At 63.0% G+C, this 17,155-nt stretch carries 14 protein-coding genes and 1 tRNA gene; 9 read left to right on the forward strand and 6 right to left on the reverse strand.

What is annotated here, in order from left to right; all coding sequences use genetic code 11:
- Positions 1–21 precede the first annotated feature (21 nt).
- The 7 genes from hscB to QN413_RS09790 all read left to right on the forward strand — a co-directional run bounded on the left by hscB (position 22) and on the right by QN413_RS09790 (position 5,256).
- Positions 22–540: a Fe-S protein assembly co-chaperone HscB gene (gene hscB, locus QN413_RS09760; protein WP_323496508.1), complete on the forward strand. Its 519-nt coding sequence runs from the start codon at positions 22–24 to the stop codon at positions 538–540.
- Between the two features lie 4 nt (positions 541–544).
- The gene (gene hscA / locus QN413_RS09765) at positions 545–2,401 is read left to right on the forward strand and encodes a Fe-S protein assembly chaperone HscA (RefSeq protein ID WP_323496413.1); all 1,857 of its coding nucleotides are present in this window, start codon (positions 545–547) and stop codon (positions 2,399–2,401) included.
- 7 nt (positions 2,402–2,408) lie between these two features.
- Positions 2,409–2,747, forward strand: a complete 339-nt coding sequence (fdx, locus tag QN413_RS09770) for an ISC system 2Fe-2S type ferredoxin (protein ID WP_187052485.1) — start codon at positions 2,409–2,411, stop codon at positions 2,745–2,747.
- The gene (gene dnaQ, locus QN413_RS09775) at positions 2,747–3,451 is read left to right on the forward strand and encodes a DNA polymerase III subunit epsilon (protein ID WP_323496414.1); all 705 of its coding nucleotides are present in this window, start codon (positions 2,747–2,749) and stop codon (positions 3,449–3,451) included. Before fdx ends, dnaQ begins: the two co-directional genes overlap by 1 nt.
- A gap of 69 nt (positions 3,452–3,520) precedes the next feature.
- Positions 3,521–3,595 (forward strand) — tRNA-Val (locus tag QN413_RS09780).
- Between the two features lie 172 nt (positions 3,596–3,767).
- Positions 3,768–4,886 carry an NAD(P)/FAD-dependent oxidoreductase gene (locus tag QN413_RS09785; protein ID WP_323496415.1) on the forward strand — a complete coding sequence of 373 codons (1,119 nt, stop codon included), beginning with the start codon at positions 3,768–3,770 and terminating at the stop codon, positions 4,884–4,886.
- A gap of 73 nt (positions 4,887–4,959) precedes the next feature.
- Positions 4,960–5,256, forward strand: coding sequence for a glycine zipper domain-containing protein (locus QN413_RS09790; RefSeq protein ID WP_187052482.1), 297 nt, complete (start codon positions 4,960–4,962; stop codon positions 5,254–5,256).
- A 30-nt stretch (positions 5,257–5,286) separates the two neighbouring features.
- Here QN413_RS09790 and QN413_RS09795 read toward each other — a convergent pair whose 3' ends face one another.
- The gene (locus QN413_RS09795; protein ID WP_323496509.1) at positions 5,287–6,345 is read right to left on the reverse strand and encodes a quinone-dependent dihydroorotate dehydrogenase; all 1,059 of its coding nucleotides are present in this window, start codon (positions 6,343–6,345) and stop codon (positions 5,287–5,289) included.
- Between the two features lie 102 nt (positions 6,346–6,447).
- Between QN413_RS09795 and rpiA the strand changes: the two genes are divergently transcribed.
- Positions 6,448–7,143, forward strand: coding sequence for a ribose-5-phosphate isomerase RpiA (gene rpiA / locus QN413_RS09800; RefSeq protein WP_323496417.1), 696 nt, complete (start codon positions 6,448–6,450; stop codon positions 7,141–7,143).
- Positions 7,144–7,185: 42 nt separating this feature from the next.
- Here the strand turns inward: rpiA and QN413_RS09805 are convergent, their stop codons facing one another.
- From QN413_RS09805 to QN413_RS09825, 5 genes are all read right to left on the reverse strand, one after another.
- Positions 7,186–7,842, reverse strand: a complete 657-nt coding sequence (locus tag QN413_RS09805) for a glutaredoxin family protein (RefSeq protein WP_323496418.1) — start codon at positions 7,840–7,842, stop codon at positions 7,186–7,188.
- Positions 7,843–7,909: 67 nt separating this feature from the next.
- Positions 7,910–9,991: a M3 family metallopeptidase gene (locus QN413_RS09810; protein WP_323496419.1), complete on the reverse strand. Its 2,082-nt coding sequence runs from the start codon at positions 9,989–9,991 to the stop codon at positions 7,910–7,912.
- 77 nt (positions 9,992–10,068) lie between these two features.
- A complete protein-coding gene (gene folD / locus QN413_RS09815; RefSeq protein ID WP_323496420.1) occupies positions 10,069–10,938 on the reverse strand; it encodes a bifunctional methylenetetrahydrofolate dehydrogenase/methenyltetrahydrofolate cyclohydrolase FolD in 870 nt (289 codons plus the stop codon).
- Positions 10,939–11,040: 102 nt separating this feature from the next.
- Positions 11,041–11,670 carry a response regulator transcription factor gene (locus QN413_RS09820; RefSeq protein ID WP_187052477.1) on the reverse strand — a complete coding sequence of 210 codons (630 nt, stop codon included), beginning with the start codon at positions 11,668–11,670 and terminating at the stop codon, positions 11,041–11,043.
- Positions 11,667–14,207, reverse strand: a complete 2,541-nt coding sequence (locus tag QN413_RS09825) for a PAS domain S-box protein (protein ID WP_323496421.1) — start codon at positions 14,205–14,207, stop codon at positions 11,667–11,669. Before QN413_RS09825 ends, QN413_RS09820 begins: the two co-directional genes overlap by 4 nt.
- A gap of 168 nt (positions 14,208–14,375) precedes the next feature.
- On the opposite strand from QN413_RS09825, the gene aceE reads away from it, so the two are divergent.
- A complete protein-coding gene (gene aceE / locus QN413_RS09830; protein WP_323496422.1) occupies positions 14,376–17,114 on the forward strand; it encodes a pyruvate dehydrogenase (acetyl-transferring), homodimeric type in 2,739 nt (912 codons plus the stop codon).
- Positions 17,115–17,155: the final 41 nt, after the last annotated feature.

A 17,155-nucleotide genomic window follows, 5' to 3' on the forward strand; every position in this document is an offset into this window, starting at 1 on the left:
GCTGGCGGCTTTTTTATTGCAATGAACCTTAACGACACCGACTTCGAACTCTTCTCCGTGCCAACGATGTTTGCGCAGGATCGCGCGGCGCTGGACGCGCGTTGGAAGGAACTGCAGCGCGAGGCGCACCCAGACCGTTTCGCGGCGCAAGGCCCGGCCGCGCAGCGACTGGCGATGCAATGGTCGGTGCGCATCAACGAGGCTTACCAGCGGTTGAAAGATCCGGTCAAGCGCGCCGCTTATTTGTGCGAGCAACGCGGTTCGTCGATCAACGCCGAAACCAATACCGCGATGCCGCCCGCATTCCTGATGCAACAGATGGAGTGGCGCGAGACGCTCGATGACGCGACGAAAGTAGAAGTTGTCGACGCGTTACGGACCGAGGTGGAGACGGCGCGCGCGGTGGCTCTCTCCTCTCTGGACCGCTTTATCGACGAAGAGGGCGACCACCCTGCGGCAGCGCAGCAGGTGAGAGCCCTCATGTTCATCGAGCGCTTTGCCGACGACGTTGAGTCCAAAGCCGATCAGTTGGGACAATAGAGCGATGGCACTTCTGCAGATTTCCGAACCGGGCCAGGCGCCGGACCCGCATCAACGGCGCATCGCCGTCGGCATCGACCTCGGCACGACGCACTCGCTCGTGGCCGCGGTGCGCAACGGCGTTGCCGAATGCTTGCCCGACGACGAGGGCCGCGTCATTCTTCCATCTGCGGTTCGCTACCTCGACGCCGAGCGTAGGCAGATCGGGTTCGAAGCGCTGGCGGCACGCGCGCAGGACGCCGCCAACACCATCACTTCGGTCAAACGGCTGATGGGACGCGGCTTGTCCGACATCGTCAACCGCGATGCGATGTCGTATCGGTTGGTGGACGAAGGCGGAATGGTCAAGGTCGACACTGCGGCGGGCATCAAATCGCCGGTCGAGATCAGCGCCGAGATTCTGGCCACGCTGCGTTTCCGCGCCGAAGACACTTTCGATGATTCGCTCTACGGTGCGGTCATTACCGTGCCGGCCTATTTCGACGAAGGACAGCGCCAAGCCACCAAGGACGCCGCGCAGCTCGCAGGCATCAATGTGCTTCGGCTCATCAGCGAGCCGACGGCTGCTGCCATCGCCTACGGCCTCGATAACGCCAGCGAAGGCGTCTACGCGGTTTATGACCTGGGCGGCGGCACCTTCGACATTTCCATCCTGCGACTGACGCAGGGCGTGTTCGAGGTGATCGCGACTGGGGGCGACTCTGCGCTGGGTGGTGACGACTACGATCATGCGATCGCTGATCTCGTGCTGTCGAACACCGGTGCGCACGCGACAGACGATGCCGATCGGGCCACGATGCTTGTGGCGGCGCGCGCTGCAAAAGAAGCGCTCAGCACTTCGGCGTCAACGCTGTTTCATGTGCAGGTGTCAAGTGCCGACGTGCAGTTCGAGCTCACCCGACAGCAGTTCGATGCGGCGACCAAGCCGCTCACGGACCGCACCATCGCCGCAGTGCGCAAAGCGCTGCGCGATGCCAGGCTCAAGACCGATGACCTGCAGGGCATCGTCATGGTGGGCGGGTCGACGCGCATGCCGCAGATCCAGCATGCGGTCGGCGAGTTCTTCGGTCGTGCACCACTGACCAATTTGAACCCGGACGAAGTCGTCGCACTCGGCGCAGCGATCCAGGCCAACCAGCTGGCAGGCAACGGCGGCGCGGACGATTTGTTGCTGCTCGACGTGATCCCGCTGTCGCTCGGCATCGAGACCATGGGCGGGCTCGTGGAGCGCATCGTCCCACGCAACCAGACCATTCCGACCGCGATGGCGCAAGACTTCACCACCTACCAGGACGGGCAAACCGCGCTTGCTTTGCATGTGGTGCAAGGCGAGCGCGATCTCGTTGCCGATTGCCGCAGCCTCGCGCGTTTCACTTTGCGCGGCATCCCGCCGATGTCGGCTGGCGCTGCGCGCATTCGCGTCACCTTCACCGTCGATGCCGACGGCTTGCTCAGCGTCGGCGCCAAGGAGCAGGGCAGTGGTGTGGAAGCCAGCGTCACCGTGAAGCCCTCGTATGGCCTGTCGGACGACCAGATCGCGACGATGCTGCAAGACAGTTTCGCGACCGCGCAGCAAGACATGCAGGCGCGGGCTCTGGTCGAAGCACGTGTGGACGCCGATCGCATGCTGCTCGCGACGCAGAGCGCGCTCGACGCCGACGGCGACCTGCTGAGCTCTGAAGATCGCACGCTGATCGATCAGTCGATGACGGCGCTGCGCCAAGCCCATCGGAGCACTGATGCCGCGGTTGTCGAGGCCGCCACCAAAGCGCTCGCTCATGTGACAGAAGGCTTTGCCGCAGCGCGCATGAATGCCGGTATTGCCCGAGCACTCTCGGGTCGAAAAGTCGAATCCCTGTAGAACAAAAATGCCAGTCATCAAGATCCTGCCCCACCCCGAATACTGTCCGCAAGGCGCCGAGATCACCGCGCCCGCGGGCACGTCGATCTGCGAGGCGCTGCTCGAACATCACATCAATATCGAGCACGCGTGCGAGATGAGCTGCGCCTGCACGACCTGCCATGTGCTGGTCCGCCAAGGCTTCGATTCGCTCAACGAGGCGGAAGAGGGCGAAGAAGATCTGCTCGACCGCGCCTGGGGGCTTGAGCCGCAATCGCGCCTGAGTTGCCAGGCCATCTTGGCGCAGCAGAACGTGACCATCGAGATCCCGAAGTACTCGATCAATCACGCCAAGGAAAACCACTGATGTCGCGTCTCGTTGTTCTCGATACCGAAACCACCGGCCTCTCTGCAGAAAACGGCGATCGTGTGATCGAACTCGGTTGCGTGGAGTTGTTCAATCGCAAGCTCACCGGCAACGATCTGCACATTTATTTCAACCCCGAGCGCGAGAGCCACGAAGACGCGCTCAAGGTGCACGGGCTGACGACGGATTTCCTGCGCGACAAGCCCAAGTTCGCTGCGCTTGCAAACGACGTGATCGAGTACCTGCGAGATGCAGAGTTGATCATTCACAACGCTGCGTTCGACGTCGGCTTTCTCAACAAGGAGTTCGAGCGAGTCGGCCTGCCGCCGTTGAAGACTTTCGTCGGCCAGGTTACCGACACGCTGGCCATGGCCAAGCAGGTGTACCCCGGCAAGCGCAATTCGCTCGATGCACTGTGCGACCGTTTCGGTGTCGATCGCTCGAATCGGACCTTCCACGGCGCCAAGCTCGATGCCCAGTTGCTGGCCGACGTCTACATCAACCTCACGCGTGGACAGGACGCCTTGCTGATCGATGTGGCATCCAACGAGCCAGCGCTGGGTACCTTCGTGGCCATCGATTTGCGCAGCTTCGATTTACCGGTGATCTACGCAGCCGATGTCGAATTGGCGGCACACGACGCGACGCTGCAGCAGCTCGACAAGGCCAGCAACGGACGTACGCTGTTCCGCCAGGTCAGCTAGAGCCCTATGGCATAATTTGAGGCTTCGCGCCTTAGCGTGGAGATCCAAAGTGTTGCAGCAGCAGCGCTCGGGCGGTTAGCTCAGGGGTAGAGCACAGCATTCACACTGCTGGGGTCCCAGGTTCGAAACCTGGACCGCCCACCAATTCCTTCAGTCAGACAGGTTAGATGCGTCCTCGCGTCTGCACAGCCGTACTGCAGATCGGGCCACTCGCTCGCTGGCTGGTTGCCCCAAACTTCCGCTTCTTTTTGTTGATCCGATGGCGCTGACCGACACGCCTCTCGAGCAATCTGCGACAAGACGCTAAGCTCGTGTCATGGAGACCATCGATTGCGCCGTCATAGGCGCCGGCGTTGTGGGTTTGGCGGTCGCGCGTGCCCTGGCATTGCAAGGGCACAAAGTTGTCGTGCTGGAGTCGGAAAACGCCATCGGTACCGGCACCAGCTCTCGCAACAGCGAAGTCATTCACGCTGGCATCTACTACCCTCGTGATTCGTTGAAGGCTACCCTTTGCGTGGCAGGCAACGCGGCGCTGTACGCGTATGCGGCACAGCGCGGCGTGCCGCATCGGCGCTGCGGAAAATTGATCGTGGCAACGACCCCTGCGCAAATCGAAGAACTTGATGCCATTCAGGTCAAGGCGCTGCGCAACGGCGTCCTCGACATCGTGCGATTGAACGGCGTTGAAGCGCGGGCCATGGAGCCAGAACTGGAATGTCTGGCCGCGCTGCACTCCCCCAGCACCGGCATCATCGACAGCCACGCGTTGATGCTGAGCTTTCAGGGAGACATGGAAAACGCGGGTGGTGTTCTGGCGATCAAGTCGTCAGTCGTTGCGGCCAAGTGCGTCGACCGCGCGATCGAGCTTCAGCTGGAAGACGGTACGTGCGTACGCTGCAACAGCGTCGTCAACGCTGCTGGGCTGTCCGCCCCTTCGCTTGCCAGACGCTTCGCCGGTTTGCCCGCCGACGCAGTCCCGACCGAGTATTTCGCAAAGGGGAATTACTTCACCCTCGCGGGCCGCGCGCCCTTCAGCCGCCTCATCTATCCGGTGCCCGAAGTCGGGGGGCTTGGCGTTCATCTGACGATCGACCTCGGCGGTCAGGCCAAGTTCGGGCCCGACGTCGAATGGGTGTCGTCGCCCGACGATCTGGTGGTCGATCCGGCTCGTGGCGACGCCTTTTACGCCGAAGTCAGACGTTACTGGCCCGCGCTTCGCGAAGGCGCGTTGCTGCCGGGTTATGCAGGTATGCGCCCCAAGCTCTCTGGCCCGGGACAGCCGGCGATGGACTTCGTCATATCAGGCCCTGCCGATCACGGCGTACGGGGTCTGGTCAACCTGTTCGGCATCGAGTCGCCGGGCCTTACCAGCAGCCTGGCGATCGGTACGCATGTCGCCGGATTGCTCGGTGGCCGTTTGGCGGCTGTACCATGAGCGGCACGCCAATTGCAGGCGTGTCAAAGTCGTCGGCACAGTGCCGGCGTCAATCCACGGAGGGAACATTTCAATGAGTGCTACCAGCAATCTCGAAGCAGCCGCCGATGCGGTGGTTGAAGACGTGCGAGGCGTTCTCGCCAGCAAAGAACTCGACTCGGTGCCGCACATCAAGGCCTTGCGCCAGCGCGTCGATGCCAAGATCGCCATCGCCAAGGAACTGACCGCCGAAAAGGCGCGCATTGCCGCCAAGAAGGCGCGTGAGGCTGCAGACAGCGCCAACACCTATGCGCACGACGAGCCATGGCAAATCGCAGGCGCTGCACTCGCGGTGGGCGTGCTACTCGGCCTGTTGCTCGGTCGCCGCTGATCTGAGCGCGACGGCATGCGTTGCGGGCGCTCAGTCGCCGAGCTTGCGCAGCGCCTCAGCGGCTTCCCGCACCAGGCCGGGCCCGCGGTAGATCAGGCCGGTGTAGATTTGTACGACATCGGCACCGGCTGAGATTTTGTCGCAAGCGTCGGTCGCGCTCAACACGCCGCCGGCCCCGATGATCGGAAAGCCCTTGCCTAGCAACTTGCGCAGTTGACCGATCACGCGATTGCTTGCCTCGCGGACTGGCGCTCCTGAAAGTCCTCCCGCTTCTTCCGCGCGCGGCAGACCCTTGACCGCCTCGCGCGAGAGCGTGGTGTTGGTTGCGATCACGCCGTCCATGTGGTGACGCTGCAATGCCGCGGCGATGACGCCGACTTGCGCAGCGTCCAGGTCCGGTGCGATCTTCACGAACAGCGGCACGCGCTTGCCGTGCTGTGCCGCCAACACGGTCCCGCGTTCGGCCACAGCGCCGAGCAGCGCATCCAGCGCTTCGTCGCTTTGCAGCGAGCGCAAGTTGGCAGTGTTCGGGCTCGAGATATTGATCGTCACGTAGTCGGCGTGCGGGTAAACGCCGTCGAGGCATAGCAGGTAGTCCTCGGTTGCGCGCTCGATCGGTGTCGCGGCGTTCTTGCCGATGTTCAGGCCGAGCAGCATCGGCGCTGCGGCGTTTCGTTTGCGAAACTGGACACGCTGAACATTGGCGACGAAGGCATCCAGCCCGTCGTTGTTGAAGCCGAGCCGGTTGATGAGCGCCTCACGCTCCGGCAAGCGAAAGATCCGCGGTTTGGCATTGCCCGGTTGCGCCTTCGGCGTGACGGTGCCGACCTCGACGAAGCCGAAGCCCATCGCGGCAAAGGCATCGATGCAGCGTGCGTTCTTGTCGAGCCCGGCGGCCAGACCAATGCGATTCGGAAAGGTCAGGCCGGCCAATGTCACCGGGTCATCGACGCGCGGTGCCGCATAAGCAAAATCGAATGGCGTGTTCTGCGTAAGGGCCAGCGCACCGAGAGTGAGCTCATGCGCGTGCTCGGCGTCAAAGCCAAAAAGAAAAGGGCGGGCAAGGCTGTAGAGCGAGGAGAGGGGCATCAGCGTGAGCAAGCGTGGTGTCGGGCGTGGTGTCGGGCGTTGCATCACCGGAATCGGTGACACCGGATAATTCCGGACTTCAATGAACCTGGATTCTCCGCGATGACTTCACCCGCTACGCCCTTGACACAAGAACAGATGAAGGCCCAAGTCGGACTTGCGGCGCTCGACTACGTGACGCGCGGCGAGATCGTCGGCGTCGGCACGGGCTCGACCGTCAACAAATTCATCGATGCGCTCGCCACGATCAAGAACGAGATCAAGGGTGCGGTGTCAAGTTCGGTGGCATCGTCGGAGCGGCTGCGTGCCGCTGGCATTCCGGTGTTCGACAGCAACGAGGTCGAGGAGCTGGCTGTCTACATCGACGGCGCCGACGAGATCGATCACCGCGGCCACATGATCAAAGGCGGCGGTGCTGCGCTTACGCGCGAGAAGATCGTGGCGGCACAGTCGCGGCGCTTCGTCTGCATTGCCGATGCATCGAAATTGGTGAACACGCTGGGGGATTTTCCGCTGCCTGTGGAAGTGATTCCTATGGCGGCACGCCGGATCATTCGGCAGTTTGCAAGACTCGGTGGCGAGGCGCAGGTGCGCGAGAAGGACGGGCTACCGCTGGTCACCGACAACGGCCAGCACATCATCGATGTGTCGGGCCTGAAGATCACCGACCCGCGTGCCTTCGAGGCCGAAGTGAGCCAGTGGCCTGGTGTTGTCACTGTCGGCATCTTCGCCTATCAAAAGGCCGATGTGTGCCTGCTCGGGACCCCGACGGGGGTCGAGACCCTGCAGTTCGATTGAGCGGGAAGGAGGCGGCTTTGGAATAGCGTAACCGCCGCCGGCTTAAAACTTGATGCCGGCCGGATTGCTCGGCGTCGGCCCGTTGTTGACAGACTGCGGAACGGTTGGCTGCGCTACCGCTGCTGGCGCGTTGCCCGCCGTGTTGGCCGAGCCGGTCGCAGCCGGCGCCGGCGATTGAGCCACCAGCGGCCGCGCCGGTGCCGGTCGATAGCCGGCGGGCAGTTGCGAGCTCTTCGGATAGCTGGCCGCGTCGAGGTATTGCGACCATTCGGCGTCCGAAAACCCTTTGAGCTGCTGCGAGCCGATGCTCAATACCGGCAACGACGTTTGCCCGCTCAGCCGCTGCAGGGCGGCGGTGTCGGCATCGGTCTTGATCAGCCGCTCGTCGAACGGAACCCCGCGAGTGATGAGCAAGGAGCGAGCGGACACGCAAGGTGCGCATTCGTCACTGGTGTAGAGCATGACCGGATACCGCTGCACGACTTGCCGCAACTCGTACGGCAATCCTTCCGTGCTCGCGCTCGAAATGCCAGCGCGCGGGGCGGCTGGCTGCGCATTGGCAGCGGGTGCCTGATCCGAAAAGGAAATCTTGCCGCTCTTGTCGACGTTGCGATACACCGGCTGCGCCGCTGCGCTGGCGGCGACCAGCAACAGGCCGAGCGACAGCGGCAGGGCGGAGAGTCGGGCGGTCAATTTCATCAGCTGGCTCCGTGATCGAATCGATCGCCCGAGTATCTCAGCACCCGCCCCCGGCTGCCACGCAATGTCACGCCAGTTGCGGCTCGGCCATGCCCTGGTGTCGCAACAACGCATCGAGTTGCGGCTCGCGACCTCGAAACGCCTTGAACGAGTCCATGGCGCTGCGGCTGCCACCGGATTCGAGGATGGCCTCGCGATACTTGCGGCCGGTCTCGATGCTCGGCTCGCCGTTGGCGCCCGCTGTTTCCTCGAAGGCCGCGTACGCATCGGCACTCAACACCTCGGCCCACTTGTAGCTGTAGTAGCCCGCTGCGTAGCCGCCCGAAAAGATGTGGCTGAAGGTGTTGGGCGTCCGGCTGAAGGTCGGCGAAGGCATGACCGCCATTTCGCTGCGGACCTGCGCCAGCAACGCGAGCACATCGCCTGGCTTCGCGGTGGCGGCTTGGTATTCGGTGTGCAGCAGCATGTCGAAAAGCGAGAACTCGATCTGGCGCAGCGTCTGCAGGCCGCTCTGGAAATTCTTGGCGGCAATCATCTTGTCGAACAGCGCGCGCGGCAGCGGCTCGCCAGTGTCGACGTGCGAGGTCATGTGCTGCAGCACGTCCCATTCCCAGCAGAAGTTCTCCATGAACTGGCTCGGCAGCTCGACGGCGTCCCATTCGACACCGCTGATGCCCGACACGTCTCGCTCGTTGATCTGCGTCAGCATGTGCTGCAGGCCATGGCCGAACTCGTGGAACAACGTGGTCACGTCGTCGTGCGTCAACAGCGGCGGATTGCCATCGACGCCTTCGGCAAAGTTGCAGACCAGTTGCGCGATGGGCGTTTGCAGGGCGCCGGTGTCGGGGCGCAACCAGCGCGCGCGCACATCGTCCATCCAGGCACCGCCGCGCTTTCCTGCGCGTGCGGACGGGTCGAGGTAGAACTGGCCCACCGTGGTGCCGGCGCGCTCGATGCGGTAGAACTCGACTGTCGGGTGCCAGACCGGCGCGCTGTCGCGACGGATGGCCACCTCGAACAAGGTCTCGACGATCTTGAACAGGCCCGCCATCACCTTCGGCGCGGTGAAGTATTCCTTGACCTCTTGTTCGCTGAACGCGTAGCGCGCTTCCTTGAGCTTTTCGCCGATGAAGGTCCAGTCCCAAGGCTGTGGGTCGGTCAACCCGAGCTGCGTCGTTGCAAAAGCCTTCAGGTCGGCCAGATCGCGTTGGCCGTAGGGCTTGGCCTTGACGCCGAGGTCACGCAGGAACTTGACGACTTGTTCAGGCGATTCAGCCATCTTCGGCACGACCGAGAGCTGGCCGAAACTCTTGTAGCCCAGGAGCTTGGCTTCTTCTTCCCGCAGCGCAAGGATCTCTGTGATCAGCGCGGTGTTGTCGAGCTTGGCGTCGCCGAACTCGCTGGCGCGGGTCACGTAGGCGCGGTAGAGCGTTTCTCGCAGCGCGCTGCTTTTTGCGAACTGCATCACCGGCAGATAGCACGGCATCTTCAGCGTGAGCTTGTAGCCGGCCTTGCCCTCCGACTCGGCCGCGGCGCGGGCGGTGCTCACCACGTCTTCCGGGATGCCATCGAGCTCGGCGGGCGATGCGTAGTACGCGAACGCATCAGTCGCGTCGAGCGCGTTCTCGCTGAACTTCTGGCTCAGTTCGGCCTGGCGCTCCTGGATTTCGGCGAAGCGTTCTTTGGCAGCGCCTTGCAATTCAGCGCCGCCGAGCACGAAGTTGCGGACCGCATTCTTGTGCGCCTGCTGCTGCTCGGTGTCGAGAGTGGTCGCATTGATGGCCTTGTACTTAGCATAGAGCCGCTCGTCGGAACCCAAGCGCGTCCAGAACGCGGTGACACGCGGCATCGCTTCGTTGTAGGCGGCGCGCAGTTCGGGCGTGTCGGCGACGGCGTTCAAATGACCCACTGCGCCCCAGGCTCGGCTGAAGCGCTCGGACGCTACGTCGAGCACTTTCGAGATGGCCGTCCAGTCCGACGGAAAGCCCGGGGCTGTCACGGTTTCAAGTGCCGCATCGGACTCCGCGAGCAACGCGTCGACCGCCGGTGCCACGTGCTCCGGCTGGATCTTGTCGAACAGTGGGAGGTCTGTGAAATCGAGAAGTGGATTGTCGAGAAGCGGATTGAGCGTGGCGGTCGTTTGGGTCATGGTGTGTATCTGGCGGCGAGGCGGCGTGAGTACAAGTAGGAAGGCGGCTTGTGGTGACCGCCCTGTGCAGTGAAGGCCTATGCGGTGAGAGCCTGTGAAGCGGCGACGCGTTCCGCGGCTTCGACGGTATTGACCAGCAGCATGGTGATCGTCATCGGGCCGACGCCGCCGGGCACGGGCGTGATCCAGCCGGCGACTTCCTTGACGCCGTTGAAATCGACGTCGCCGCAGAGCTTGCCTTCTTCGTTGCGGTTCATGCCCACGTCGATCACTACCGCGCCGGGCTTGACCATGCCGGCGGTCAGCACGTTGCGCTTGCCGACGGCGGCGACGATCACGTCGGCCTGCCGGGTCATCGCGCCGAGGTCGGCGGTGGCGCTGTGGCAGATCGTCACGGTCGCGCTCTTGGCGAGCAGCATCAGCGCCATCGGCTTGCCGACGATGTTGCTGCGGCCGATGACAACGGCATGCTTGCCACGCAGGTCATAGCCGATGGATTCGAGCATCTTCATGCAGCCGTATGGCGTGCAGGGCCAGAAACCGGGCGACCCGGTCATCAACGCGCCGGCGCTCGCCACGTGGAAGCCATCGACGTCTTTGGCAGGGGCAATGGCCTCGATCACCTTCTGTGCGTCGATGTGCGGCGGCAGCGGCAGCTGCACGAGGATGCCGTGGATGGTCGGGTCGCTGTTGAGTGCCTCGACGCGCGCCAGCAGGCCGGCTTCAGTCAGGTCGGCTGGATACTGCTCGAGCACCGAGTGCAAGCCGTTGTCTGCGCAGGCCTTGACCTTGTTGCGCACGTAGACCTGACTCGCGGGGTTCTCGCCGACCAGCACCACGGCGAGGCCGGGCACCACGCCGCGGATCTTGAGCGCGGCGGCGCGCTGGGCGACCTCGGCGCGGAGCGTGCGCGAGAGTGCGTTGCCGTCGATCAGTTGAGCTGTCATCGGATTCGATTTTCCAAGTAAAAACGCCCGCTTGCGCAGGCGTTGAAGTCATCGATTGCTATCGAAGCCATAGGCATCGGTTCGCCGCCTGCCTGGCGAGCATCAGGCTTTGACGGGGGCCGCCTGACCCAGCGCGATTTTCAACAGATCGGCTACGGTGTTGGCGTTGAGCTTTTCCATGATGTTGGCGCGATGCGCCTCGACCGTCTTGATGCTGATGCCGAGGTCGTCGGCGATCTGTTTGTTGAGCCGGCCGGCGACGATGCGTTCGAGCACCTGCGCTTCGCGGCCGGTGAGCTTGGACAGCAGGGCATCACGACTGGCCGATTGCTGGTGCTGCGCAAAAGCGCTGCGCGCGTGTTCGAGCATGCGTTCGACCAACGTCACCAGTTCTTCGTCGTTGAATGGCTTCTGGATGAAATCCATCGCGCCCTTCTTCATCGAGTCGACTGCCATCGGCACGTCGCCGTGACCGGTAATGACGACGATGGGCAGCGGCGAGCGGCGTTCGATCAGCCGGTCTTGCAATTCAAGCCCGGTCATACCACCCATGCGGATGTCGACGATCAGGCAGGCGACCTCGCGCGGGTCGTAGCGGGACAAAAAAGACTCGGCGGAATCGAAGCAGCGGACTCGGTAGTCCTTGCCTTCGAGCAGCCACTGCAGCGAATCGCGGACTGCTTCGTCGTCGTCGACGACGTAGACCGTGCCCTTCTTCGGAATCAAGCTCATGCAGGTACCTTTGCCTCGTCGTTTGCTATGGATTTAAGAGCATCCAACACCGGAATCCAGAAGGAAAAACGGCATCCGACGACATCTGAACCATTGTAGATGTTCTCCGCCTGCATGCGGCCGCGATGCGACTCCACGATGGTGCGGCACAAGTTGAGACCGATGCCCATGCCTTCTGGTTTGGTCGAGAAGAATGCTTCGTAAAGTCGGTCCATCACTTCGGGTGCCAGACCCATGCCGGTGTCTTGCACCGAGAACTCGACGGCGCTTTGGCCCTCGATCGTTTTGGGCAGCACGCGCAATTCGACGCTGCGCCGCGCCAGTGGCCGGTTCGCGTTGTCGATCGACTCGGCCGCGTTCTTCAGCAGATTGACCATCACCTGCTCGATCAGGATCGGGTCGACCTGCAGGATCGGCAACCGCGCCGCCACGTAGTGGTTGAGTCGCACATTGCGGCGCCGCAGTTCGATGCCGGCCAGTTCCACCGCTTCGCTCACCATCGTGCTCACCTCGGCCGGCGTGCGATTGGGCTCGCTGCGTTTCACAAAAGACCGGATGCGCTGAATAATCTGGCCGGCCCGCTGCGCCTGCTTGGATGTCTTGTCGAGCGCGGCCAACAGCGATTCGGAATCGATCGTCTGACCACGGATGCGCGACGCCATGCCGTTGCAGTAGTTGGCGATGGCTGTCAGCGGCTGGTTGAGTTCGTGCGCCACGCTCGACGCCATTTCACCCATGGTGATGAGCCGACTCGCCGCCTGCGCGCGATCGGCCTGCGCAGCTGCCTGCTCCTCTGCTACGCGACGCGGTGTGATGTCGGTCGCAATCACCATCTGCGCCAACCGGCCGTCGACCCAGGTCAGATAGCGTGAGCGCACTTCGAGCCACTTGCCGAGCTCGAGTACGAAGATCTCGTTGTTGGCGGGCTGGGCGGCGGTGAGCGTGTCGATCGGCAAGCCGGCGAACGGGTCGACATCGTCCAGCGCCTCGTCGTGCGCCTGCGAGGCCGGCACACCCGCCTGCGCCACCATGCCCAGGTGGCCGACGGTGTTGGAACCGAACCAGAGCCGATAGAGCTTATTGGCGAACAGCAATTCTTCGCTGCCGATCGGAGCGACCGACACCGCCGCATCGAGCGCTTCGAGCACGGTGGTGAAACGCTCGTAAGAGGCCGACAGCTGCTCCCGAATGCGCGTCGGCTCGGTGATGTCGGTCATCGACGTCATCCAGCCGGTCTGATGGCCGCGGGCGTCGATCAGCGGCGACACATACAGCCGCGCGTTGAAGATGCTGCCGTTCTTGCGCCGCACCCGCACCTGAAAACCGCCTGGCAAGGCCCGGCCATGCAATTCTTCTTCGAGCCGGTCGTTCATGACCTCGCGATCGGATTCGAGCCAGTACGGAAATGGCGGCGCCTGGCCGACCAGCTCGGTTTCGCTCCAGCCGGTCATCGCGCAAAAGGCGGCGTTGACGTAGGTGATACGGCCTTCGAGATCGAGCACCCGCATGCCGGTCAGCATCGAGTTTTCCATCGCCCGGCGGAAGTTGGTTTCGGCGATCAGTGCCTGTTGCGCCTGCAGTCGCCGCCGTGTGTGGCGCCAGGTGCCGATGAGCATCCAGCTGGTGAGCACACTCAATGCGCCGACCAGCCAGAAGAGGCCGTTGCCGACGAAGCCTTGCGACGTGCGATACGCCTGTGCGCGCAGGACCAGGCCATTGCCGACCGGCGACACCGGCACCTCGTATTCGTTGGTGTGCTCGGCCCAGGGCAGCAGGCGCGTGCCGGCCGCGCGCGGATTGACGGTGTTGCCGGCCAACAGGCCGCCCTTGGCATCGAGCAGCGACACGGCATACCGTGCCGAGACTTCCGGCGGAATGCCGTAGCGGAGCAGTCCGTCGACAGAAAATTCGCCGACCACTGCGCCTGCGAACAGGCCTTGATCGAAGAGCGGGATGTGGAGCTGCAGCATGCTCGGAGGATCGGTCCCGGCCATCGGCTGCGAGAACACGGGCTGGCGCAGTTCGCGAGCCAGCGCGTAGTTGCTTTCGGTATCGCCGGGCCGCAGCACTTCGCCGACCGGATGCTGCTGCGACGGATGCACGCTCGGCGCCGCGTAGCTCGCCTTGAAGCGCCGGCGATCATCGATCCAGCTGATCTCCTGCAGTTCCGGGAATTGGCTCACCAGCGACTCGGCGCGGCTGCCAAACTCGGCCGCATCGATCTCGCGGTTCGACGCATCGCGGGCCAGTCGCATCAGTTGCTCTTGCCGTTCCAGCAGCCGCAATCGGACGCGTTGCTGCGCGTACTCGACATCGCGCTTGACCGACTCCTGTTCCCTTTCGACTTCTTCGGCCCGCAGGTACCAGAAGGCCGAAACGATCACGCCCAGAAAAAGCAGCACGGCGGCCAGCGGCGCGAGCATGGCGACCGCGTCTTGCAGCACCGGCGTCTGGCGCCGCCACCAGCGCCGCCACCACGAAAGGGGAGACGCATTTGCCGCGCTGCGAGCGACCGCGATCGGGGAAGAAAAGGGCATCGGCCGAGTGTAGGGGAAGGCTGCGAACCGCCATGAAGCCATGCCTGAAATATCACATTAAGAAATCATCATCTGCCATTTGAAATTGCTTAAATAATGTGGGAAACTGCCGCGCGTTGCCAATTCCGGCACTAAATTACGTTCACAACCAATAAGCAGGAGACAAGCATGTCGGCAAATCCCGAGAACCTGTTCGGCTCGGCCGCGAATGACGCGGACGCGCAAGAGACGCGCGAATGGATGGACGCCTTGTCCGCTGTCATTCAGAGCGAGGGCCCCGACCGGGCTCACTTTCTGCTGGAACAACTGCTGGAACATGCGCGCCAGCACAGCATCGACAAACCGTTTTCGGCGACCACGGCGTACGTCAACACCATCGAGGTCGACCAGGAAGAACGCTCGCCCGGCAATGCGGAAATCGAAGAGCGGCTGCGCTCTTTCATGCGCTGGAACGCGATGGCGATGGTGGTCAAGGCAAATCGCCATCACCCGCCCGAAGGCGGCGATCTCGGCGGCCATATCGGCTCATTCGCTTCGTTGGCCACCATGTTCGGCGCCGGCTTCAACCATTTCTGGCACGCCGAGAGTGCGGAACCCGGCAAAGAGCACGGCGGCGACTGCCTCTACATCCAGGGCCACGTGTCGCCCGGCATCTACGCCCGCGCCTACCTCGAAGGCCGGCTGACCGAAGAGCAGCTGCTCAACTTCCGCCAGGAAGTCGATGGCAAGGGCCTGTCGAGCTATCCGCATCCGAAACTGATGCCCGATTTCTGGCAGTTCCCGACCGTTTCGATGGGTCTTGGCCCGCTGATGGCGATCTACCAGGCGCGCTTTCTGAAGTACCTGCACGCGCGCGGCATCGCCAATACCGAGAACCGCAAGGTCTGGGTGTTCTGCGGCGACGGCGAGATGGACGAGGTCGAGTCGCTCGGTGCCATCGGACTGGCCGCGCGAGAAAACCTCGACAACCTGGTTTTCGTCATCAACTGCAACCTTCAGCGGCTCGACGGCCCGGTGCGCGGCAACGGCAAGATCATTCAGGAACTCGAAGGCGAGTTCCGTGGTGCCGGCTGGAACGTCATCAAGTTGATCTGGGGCCAGGGTTGGGACTCGCTGCTGGCGCGCGACAAGGACGGTGCGTTGCGCAAGATCATGATGGACACGAACGACGGCGACTACCAGTCGTTCAAGGCCAACGACGGCGCCTACGTGCGCAAGAACTTCTTCGGCCGCGATCCGCGCACCGCCGAGATGGTCGCCAAGCTGAGCGACGACGACATCTGGCAATTGCGCCGCGGCGGCCACGATTCGCAAAAGGTCTACGCAGCCTTCCATGCAGCCGTGAAGCACAAGGGCCAGCCTACCGTCTTGCTTGTCAAGACCGTCAAGGGCTTTGGTATGGGCAAGATCGGCGAGGGCAAGAACAACGTTCACCAGACCAAGAAGCTGAGCGACGAGGACATCAAGGCCTTTCGCGATCGCTTCAACATTCCAATTCCCGACAGCCAACTGGCCGAACTGCCGTTCTACAAGCCGGCCGACGACACACCGGAAATGCAGTATCTGCACGAGCGGCGCAAGGCGCTCGGCGGCTACCTCCCGCATCGCCGTACCAAGGCCGACGAAAGTTTTACCGTGCCGTCGATCGACGTCTTCAAGAGCGTCATGGAGCCGACTGCCGAGGGCCGCGAAATCTCGACGACCCAGGCCTACGTTCGCTTCTTGACGCAGTTACTGCGCGACCAGGCGCTGGGCCCGCGCGTGGTACCGATCCTGGTCGACGAGGCGCGCACCTTTGGTATGGAAGGCCTTTTCCGTCAGATCGGCATCTACAACCCCGCAGGCCAGCAGTACACCCCGGTCGATAAAGACCAGGTCATGTACTACAAGGAAGACAAGGCCGGCCAGATCCTGCAAGAGGGCATCAACGAAGCCGGCGGTATGAGCAGCTGGATCGCGGCTGCCACCTCTTACAGCACGAACAATCGCATCATGGTGCCGTTCTACGTGTACTACTCGATGTTCGGCTTTCAGCGCATCGGCGACCTGGCCTGGGCTGCTGGCGACATGCAGGCGCGCGGCTTTTTGCTCGGAGGCACCTCGGGCCGCACGACGCTGAACGGCGAAGGCCTGCAGCACGAAGACGGCCACAGCCACATCCTGGCCAACACCATTCCCAACTGCGTGAGCTACGACCCGACCTTCGCGCATGAAGTCGGCGTCATCCTGCACCACGGCCTGAAGCGCATGGTGGAGAAGCAGGACAACGTCTATTACTACCTGACGCTGCTGAACGAAAACTACCCGATGCCCGGCCTCACGCCCGGTACCGAAGAGCAGATCATCAAGGGCATGTACCTGGCCAAGCAGGGTCCGGCGCTCAAGGCCGTCAAGGGCAAAGACGCGCCGACCGTGCAGTTGCTCGGCAGCGGCACCATCCTGCGCGAGAGCTTCGCGGCGCAAGAACTGCTCGAGCAGGACTGGGGTGTTTCGGCGTCTGTGTGGAGCTGCCCGAGCTTCAACGAACTGACCCGCGACGGTCAGGACGTCGACCGCTGGAACCTGCTGCACCCGATCGACACTGCGCGCGTCTCGTTCGTGGCGCAGCAACTGGCCGCGAGCACCGGCCCGGTGGTTGCATCGACCGACTACATGAAGGCCTACGCAGAGCAGATCCGTCCGTACATCCCCAAGGGCCGTACCTACAAGGTGCTCGGCACCGACGGCTTCGGCCGCAGCGACTTCCGCAACAAGCTGCGCGAGCACTTCGAGATCAACCGCCATTACATCGTCGTGGCGGCCCTCAAGGCTCTGAGCGAGGACGGCTTCATACCCGTGCAAAAAGTGGCTGACGCAATCAAGAAGTACGCAATCAACGTCGACAAAGTGAATCCGCTCTACGCTTGATCCTGCGGCCTGACGAAGCACCAAAACGAACAACCAGAAAC

The sequence above is a fragment of the Variovorax sp. LG9.2 genome (genome assembly GCF_035018885.1).
Taxonomy (GTDB): Bacteria; Pseudomonadota; Gammaproteobacteria; order Burkholderiales; family Burkholderiaceae_C; genus Variovorax.

Coding starts and splice junctions, on each gene's coding strand:
- hscB (WP_323496508.1), top strand. CDS start 22: ATGAACCTTAACGACACCGACTTCGAACTCTTCTCCGTGCCAACGATG.
- hscA (WP_323496413.1), top strand. CDS start 545: ATGGCACTTCTGCAGATTTCCGAACCGGGCCAGGCGCCGGACCCGCAT.
- fdx (WP_187052485.1), top strand. CDS start 2,409: ATGCCAGTCATCAAGATCCTGCCCCACCCCGAATACTGTCCGCAAGGC.
- dnaQ (WP_323496414.1), top strand. CDS start 2,747: ATGTCGCGTCTCGTTGTTCTCGATACCGAAACCACCGGCCTCTCTGCA.
- QN413_RS09785 (WP_323496415.1), top strand. CDS start 3,768: ATGGAGACCATCGATTGCGCCGTCATAGGCGCCGGCGTTGTGGGTTTG.
- QN413_RS09790 (WP_187052482.1), top strand. CDS start 4,960: ATGAGTGCTACCAGCAATCTCGAAGCAGCCGCCGATGCGGTGGTTGAA.
- QN413_RS09795 (WP_323496509.1), bottom strand. CDS start 6,345: ATGCCCCTCTCCTCGCTCTACAGCCTTGCCCGCCCTTTTCTTTTTGGC.
- rpiA (WP_323496417.1), top strand. CDS start 6,448: ATGACTTCACCCGCTACGCCCTTGACACAAGAACAGATGAAGGCCCAA.
- QN413_RS09805 (WP_323496418.1), bottom strand. CDS start 7,842: ATGAAATTGACCGCCCGACTCTCCGCCCTGCCGCTGTCGCTCGGCCTG.
- QN413_RS09810 (WP_323496419.1), bottom strand. CDS start 9,991: ATGACCCAAACGACCGCCACGCTCAATCCGCTTCTCGACAATCCACTT.
- folD (WP_323496420.1), bottom strand. CDS start 10,938: ATGACAGCTCAACTGATCGACGGCAACGCACTCTCGCGCACGCTCCGC.
- QN413_RS09820 (WP_187052477.1), bottom strand. CDS start 11,670: ATGAGCTTGATTCCGAAGAAGGGCACGGTCTACGTCGTCGACGACGAC.
- QN413_RS09825 (WP_323496421.1), bottom strand. CDS start 14,207: ATGCCCTTTTCTTCCCCGATCGCGGTCGCTCGCAGCGCGGCAAATGCG.
- aceE (WP_323496422.1), top strand. CDS start 14,376: ATGTCGGCAAATCCCGAGAACCTGTTCGGCTCGGCCGCGAATGACGCG.